The following is a 5,480-nucleotide window of genomic DNA, read 5'->3' on the forward strand; positions in this document are numbered from 1 at the left end:
AGAACCCGAAGCCGCGCTCGGTGGGCGAAGCTGTGGCCAGAGTGGTCCGCGCCCGCGCCGTCAATCCGCGTTTCATCGCCGGCCAGATGCGCCATGGTCCGCGCGGCGCCTCGGAGTTCGCCGAGACCGTCGACCGCCTCGTCGGCTTTGCCGAGACCACGCATGCCATATCGGGCGCGCTGATCGAGGCGGTGCACGATGCCTATCTCGGCGACGCGGACGTTCGCGCCTTCATCCTGCGCGAGAACCCGGCCGCCGCGAAGGTGATCGCGGAACGCTTCCTCTCCGCGCGGCGGCGCGGCCTGTGGCACCCCTTGCGGAACTCCATCGATGACGATCTCGCCGCGCTGATCGCCGAAGCCCAGCGGGTGGCGGCATGAACGCCTTCTCCCGCCGTGGCGCCTGCCCTGCCCTCAGCACGCCGATGCAGACCGGCGACGGACTGCTGGTGCGGCTCAACCCGGTCGCTGGAGGAATGCCACCGAAGCTTTTGATCGGACTCGGCGAATCCGCCTTGCGCCACGGCAACGGTATCATGGAGGTGACCGCGCGCGGCAGTTTGCAGATCCGTGGCCTGACGGCGGAAAGCGCGCGCCTGCTGGCCGCCGAAGTGGATGCGCTGGGGATTGCCGTGCGCACGGGCGTGCCGGTCGAGACCGGGCCACTGGCGGGTATTGACCCACAGGAGGTTGCCGATCCGCGCCCGCTCGCCGAGCGGATCAGGGCGGCCGTTGAAGAGGCCGGGCTGACGCCACGGCTGGGACCGAAGGTTTCGGTGGTGATCGACGGCGGTGGGCAACTGACGATGGACGCGGTGACGGCCGACATACGGCTAAGCGCGGTACAGGCTGAGGACGAAATTCTTTGGAGGGTATCGGTTTCCGGTGATGGCGGAAGCGCGACGCCCCTTGCGGTGGTCGAAGCAGATTTGGCCCGGGATATCACGGTGGCTGCTCTCCGGATGGTCGCCGAAAGGGGTCGCGAGGCGCATGCGCGGGATTTGTCGGAGCGACAGCTGGCCTCTCTCGCAGGCTGGCATTCCTTCGCGCCCCCCTCTGTCCTGCCGGACATGTCCGGCAGGACAGAGGGGGGCGCCGTAGAGCGCCATCCTGCGCCAGCCCGCTCCCCCATCGGCATCTTTGATCTCGCGAATGGCCAAGCCCTCGGCATCGGCCTACCCTTCGGCAGCATGCCGGCACGGAATCTCATCGATCTCGCCGGCCAAGCCTCGGATCTCGGCGTGACCGAGATCCGCCTGTCCCCCGGCCGCGCCATGCTCTTCCTTGGCCTCGCCCCATCCGCCGGCACCTCGCTGCAAACCTCCGCCGCCGCCCTCGGCTTCGTCACCGACGCCGCCGATCCGCGAACCCGCATCGCTGCCTGCCCCGGCACACCGGCCTGCGCCTCCGGCCGCATCGCCACCCGAGCCATCGCCGAAACCATCGCGGCGCAAAACAGCGACCTCCTCGACGCCTCGCTCAGCCTGCACGTTTCCGGCTGCGCCAAAGGCTGCGCGCATCCCGGCTTGGCCGCCCTCACACTGGTCGGCGACGAAAACGGAGCCGGACTTGTCGTTGGCGGGACGGCAAAGGCTCTTCCTGCCGGATACAGGCCGGGCTATGACGCCGCGCGCGGCATAGGCGGCATCCTTGCAGCGATCCGCGCGCAACGACATCGAGGCGAAACCGCCGCGGCTTGCCTCACAAGGCTTGGCGCGGCCGGCATCGCCGAAATCTACCGACAGGAATGAGCATGGCGGCCTACGACTACATCCACGACGGCACGGCGATCTATGAGCGCTCCTTCGCCATCATCCGCGCCGAGGCCGACCTGTCGCGCTTCTCGGACGCCGAGGCCGATGTTGCGATCCGCATGATCCATGCCTGCGGCCAGGTCGAGGCCGCCAGCCATTTCGTCTTCTCCAGCGGTTTCGTGGATGCGGCGCGCGCGGCGCTTGCCGCAGGCGCGCCGATCTTCTGCGACGCCGAGATGGTTTCGCATGGCGTGACCCGCGCTCGCCTGCCGGCCGGCAACGAGGTGATCTGCACGCTGCGCGATCCGCGTACGCATGAGATCGCGAAAGAAATCGGCAACACCCGCTCGGCCGCGGCAATCGACCTCTGGGGCGAGCGCATCGCCGGCTCGGTCGTCGCCATCGGCAACGCGCCAACGGCGCTCTTCTATCTGCTGGAAAAACTGCGCGACGGCGAGCCGAAGCCGGCGGCGATCATCGGCATGCCGGTCGGCTTCGTCGGGGCCGCCGAATCGAAGGACGCGCTGGCCGAGAATTCCTATGGCGTGCCTTACGCCATCGTGCGCGGCAGGCTGGGCGGCAGCGCCATGACCGCCGCTGCCCTCAACGCATTGGCGAGGCCCGGCCTGTGAACGCGATTGTAAAAGGCCGCCTCGTCGGCGTCGGCACCGGTCCCGGCGATCCCGAGCTACTGACGCTCAAGGCTGCGCGGGCATTGGCAGAGGCCGACGTCGTCGCCTATTTCGCCAAGCGCGGCAACAACAGCAATGCGCGCGCCATCGTCGAGGCCCGCTTCCGGCCGGACATGATCGAGCTGCCGCTGCTCTATCCGGTGACGACCGAGATCGACAAGGATCACGACGACTACCGTTCGCAGATCGCCGATTTCTACGCGCAGTCGGCGGAGGCGGTCGCGGAACATCTTGCCGCCGGCAGGATGGTGGCGGTGCTGTCGGAAGGCGACCCGCTGTTCTACGGCTCCTACATGCACCTGCACGTTCGCCTCGCGCATCGCTTCCCGACCGAGGTCATCCCCGGCGTCACCGCCATGTCCGGCTGCTGGTCGGCGACCGGCCTGCCTATCGTCCAGGGCGACGACGTACTGACTGTCCTGCCGGGCACGATGAGCGAGTTCGAGCTGACGCGGCGGCTGGCCGACACCGACGCAGCGGTGATCATGAAGGTCGGCCGCAACCTGCCCAAGATCCGGCGCGCGCTGCAGGCGACGGGCAAGCTTGCGAAAGCCGTCTATGTCGAGCGCGGCTCCATGCCGGGCAGCGTCTCGATGCGGCTAGCCGACAAGCCGGACGACAAGGCGCCCTACTTCGCCATCGTGCTGGTCGCCGGCTGGTCCGCCCGCCCCGGAGCAAAGGCATGAGCGGCCGTCTCACCGTCATCGGTCTCGGCCCCGGCAATGCCGACCAGGTTACGCCGGAGGCAAGACGCGCCGTGGCGGAGGCTTCCTTCTTCTATGGCTACAAGCCCTATCTCGACCGGCTGGAGTTGAGAGCGGACCAGACCCGCATCGCATCCGACAACCGCGAGGAGCTTGCCCGCTCCAACGAAGCTCTGGCCAAGGCCGCCGAGGGCCATAACGTTGCTGTCGTGTCCGGCGGCGACCCCGGCGTGTTCGCCATGGCGGCAGCGGTCTGCGAAGCGATCGAGGCCGGCCCGACGGAATGGCGCGCGGTCGACCTTGCGGTCGTTCCCGGCGTCACCGCCATGCTTGCGGTCGCCGCCCGCATCGGCGCACCGCTCGGCCACGATTTCTGCGCCATCTCGCTCTCCGACAATCTGAAGCCATGGGAGTTGATCGAGCTGCGCTTGCTGGCTGCCGCCGGCGCCGGCTTCGTCATTGCGCTTTACAACCCGATCAGCAAGGCGCGCCCCTGGCAGCTCGGCCGCGCCTTCGAATGCCTGAAAGCGATCCTGCCCGGCACCACGCCGGTCATCTTCGGCCGCGCCGCCGGCCGGCCGGACGAACGTATCGACGTGCATCTGCTTGCGGATGCCGATGCGGAAAAGGCCGACATGGCCACCTGCATCATCATCGGCTCGCCGGAAACGAGGATCATCCGGCGTGGCGACAAGCCGTCGCTGGTCTACACGCCACGCTCGGCAACGGGCGCGAAAAGATGATCGACCTTGGCGGCCATCTGATCGACGGTCTCGGCCGACGGAACGTCCGGCACGGGCGGCCGACGGACCATGACCACTTCGATGCCGAAGGCGCGCGCCGCGGCGATCTTGCCGTAGGTCGCCCCGCCGCCGCTGTTCTTGGACACGACGGCATCAATGCCGTGCTTTTCGAGCAGCGCGCGTTCCTCCGCTTCCGGAAACGGCCCGCGCGCCAGCAGATAGATCGCGTCGGGCACACCCAGTTTAGGCTCGACGGGGTCGACGCTGCGAATGAGATAACGGTGCTGCGGTGCCGCCTCGAAAGCGCTGGCCTCCTGTCTGCCGATCGCCAGGAAGGCGCGGCGCGGCGCCGTGCCGAGCGCCCTCGCCGCCTCGGCCGCGCTGTCGACCAGCGTCCAGCGGTCACCGGCCACGGGCTCCCAGCCCGGACGGCGCAAGGCGAGGATCGGCACGCCGGCCTGCCTGGCCGCTTCGGCGGCATTCGCGGAGATGCGCGCCGCATAGGGATGTGTGGCATCGATCAGCAGCTCGACCTTTTCCTGGTCGAGATAGGTCGCCAGTCCCTCCGCGCCACCGAAGCCGCCGCTTCGCACCGGCACGCCTTGCGCGACAGGGCTTTCGGTGCGGCCGGCCAGCGAAAGCGTGACCGAGAGATCGGCGCGCGCGGCGAGCTTTCCCGCCAGTTGCCGGGCTTCGGTGGTGCCGCCAAGGATCAGGATGCGGTGGGTCATCATGCCTGCTAAGGGTCCGCGCGGCGCCAAGCTCACGCCAAAATGGCTAACGGTCGTCGGCATCGGCGAGGACGGTGTAGCGGGTCTCGGCGACGAGGCCAAGCAGCACCTAGCGCAAGCCGAATTCATCTTCGGCGGCAAGCGACACCTCGCGCTCGTCGCAGCCCTGGCCAGGGGCGAGGCCCGCCAATGGCCGACGCCGTTCGACGCCGAGATGCGCGACGTGCTGGCGCTGGCCGGGAAGAATGTCTGCGTGCTCGCTTCCGGCGACCCGTTCTTCCACGGCGTCGGTGTCACGCTGGCGCGCAAGGTGAAACCCAAGCAAATGCGGGTGCTGCCGGCGCCTTCATCGCTTTCGTTAGCGGCATCCCGGCTGGGCTGGGCGCTGCAGGATGTCGAGGCGATCTCGCTCCACGGCCACGCGATCGACCTTATCCGCCCCCTCCTCCACCCTGGCGCGCGCATCCTTGCGCTGACATCCGACGGCGATGCGCCGGCAGCGATCGCCGGGCTGCTCGACGAACTCGGCTTCGGTCCCTCGCGGTTGACGGTCCTTGAAGCGCTCGGCGGACCGGATGAAGCACGCCGAAGCGCACGCGCCGACGGCTTCGATCTCAAGAACATCAGTCCGCTCAACGTACTGGCGCTGGAAGTTGAATCGACGCCGGATGCCCGCATCCTGCCGCTGACGTCGGGCCTTGCCGACCACCTGTTCGAGCATGACGGCCAGATCACCAAGCGCGAGGTCCGCGCCATGACGCTGTCGGCACTCGGGCCCCGACGCGGCGAGCTGCTGTGGGATGTCGGCGCGGGCTCGGGCTCGGTCGGCATCGAATGGATGCTCGCTCACCCCTCGC

At 68.5% G+C, this 5,480-nt stretch carries 7 protein-coding genes; 6 read left to right on the forward strand and 1 reads right to left on the reverse strand.

Annotation, left to right across the window (positions count from 1 at the left end):
• The 5 genes from EN781_RS24460 to EN781_RS24480 form a co-directional block, all read left to right on the forward strand.
• The coding region (locus tag EN781_RS24460) for a cobaltochelatase subunit CobN (protein ID WP_189347802.1) at window positions 1–380 on the forward strand (380 nt) is incomplete at its 5' end.
• Window positions 377–1,750 carry a precorrin-3B synthase gene (cobG, locus tag EN781_RS24465; protein ID WP_127400402.1) on the forward strand — a complete coding sequence of 458 codons (1,374 nt, stop codon included), beginning with the start codon at window positions 377–379 and terminating at the stop codon, window positions 1,748–1,750. The genes EN781_RS24460 and cobG, both read left to right, overlap by 4 nt.
• Before the next feature lie 2 nt (window positions 1,751–1,752).
• Window positions 1,753–2,385, forward strand: coding sequence for a precorrin-8X methylmutase (locus tag EN781_RS24470; protein WP_126054012.1), 633 nt, complete (start codon window positions 1,753–1,755; stop codon window positions 2,383–2,385).
• A complete protein-coding gene (locus EN781_RS24475) occupies window positions 2,382–3,131 on the forward strand; it encodes a precorrin-2 C(20)-methyltransferase (protein WP_126054011.1) in 750 nt (249 codons plus the stop codon). Before EN781_RS24470 ends, EN781_RS24475 begins: the two co-directional genes overlap by 4 nt.
• A complete protein-coding gene (locus EN781_RS24480) occupies window positions 3,128–3,892 on the forward strand; it encodes a precorrin-3B C(17)-methyltransferase (protein WP_126054010.1) in 765 nt (254 codons plus the stop codon). Before EN781_RS24475 ends, EN781_RS24480 begins: the two co-directional genes overlap by 4 nt.
• On the opposite strand, the gene EN781_RS24485 is transcribed toward EN781_RS24480, so the two are convergent.
• Window positions 3,856–4,623, reverse strand: a complete 768-nt coding sequence (locus EN781_RS24485) for a cobalt-precorrin-6A reductase (protein ID WP_126054009.1) — start codon at window positions 4,621–4,623, stop codon at window positions 3,856–3,858. The two genes, EN781_RS24480 and EN781_RS24485, sit on opposite strands and share 37 nt — an antisense overlap.
• A 1-nt stretch (window position 4,624) precedes the next feature.
• Here EN781_RS24485 and cbiE point away from each other — a divergent pair.
• A partial coding sequence (gene cbiE, locus EN781_RS24490) for a precorrin-6y C5,15-methyltransferase (decarboxylating) subunit CbiE (RefSeq protein WP_127400403.1) occupies window positions 4,625–5,480 on the forward strand: 856 nt, incomplete at its 3' end.

Source organism: Mesorhizobium sp. M4A.F.Ca.ET.090.04.2.1 (assembly GCF_003999085.1).
GTDB lineage: Bacteria > Pseudomonadota > Alphaproteobacteria > Rhizobiales > Rhizobiaceae > Mesorhizobium.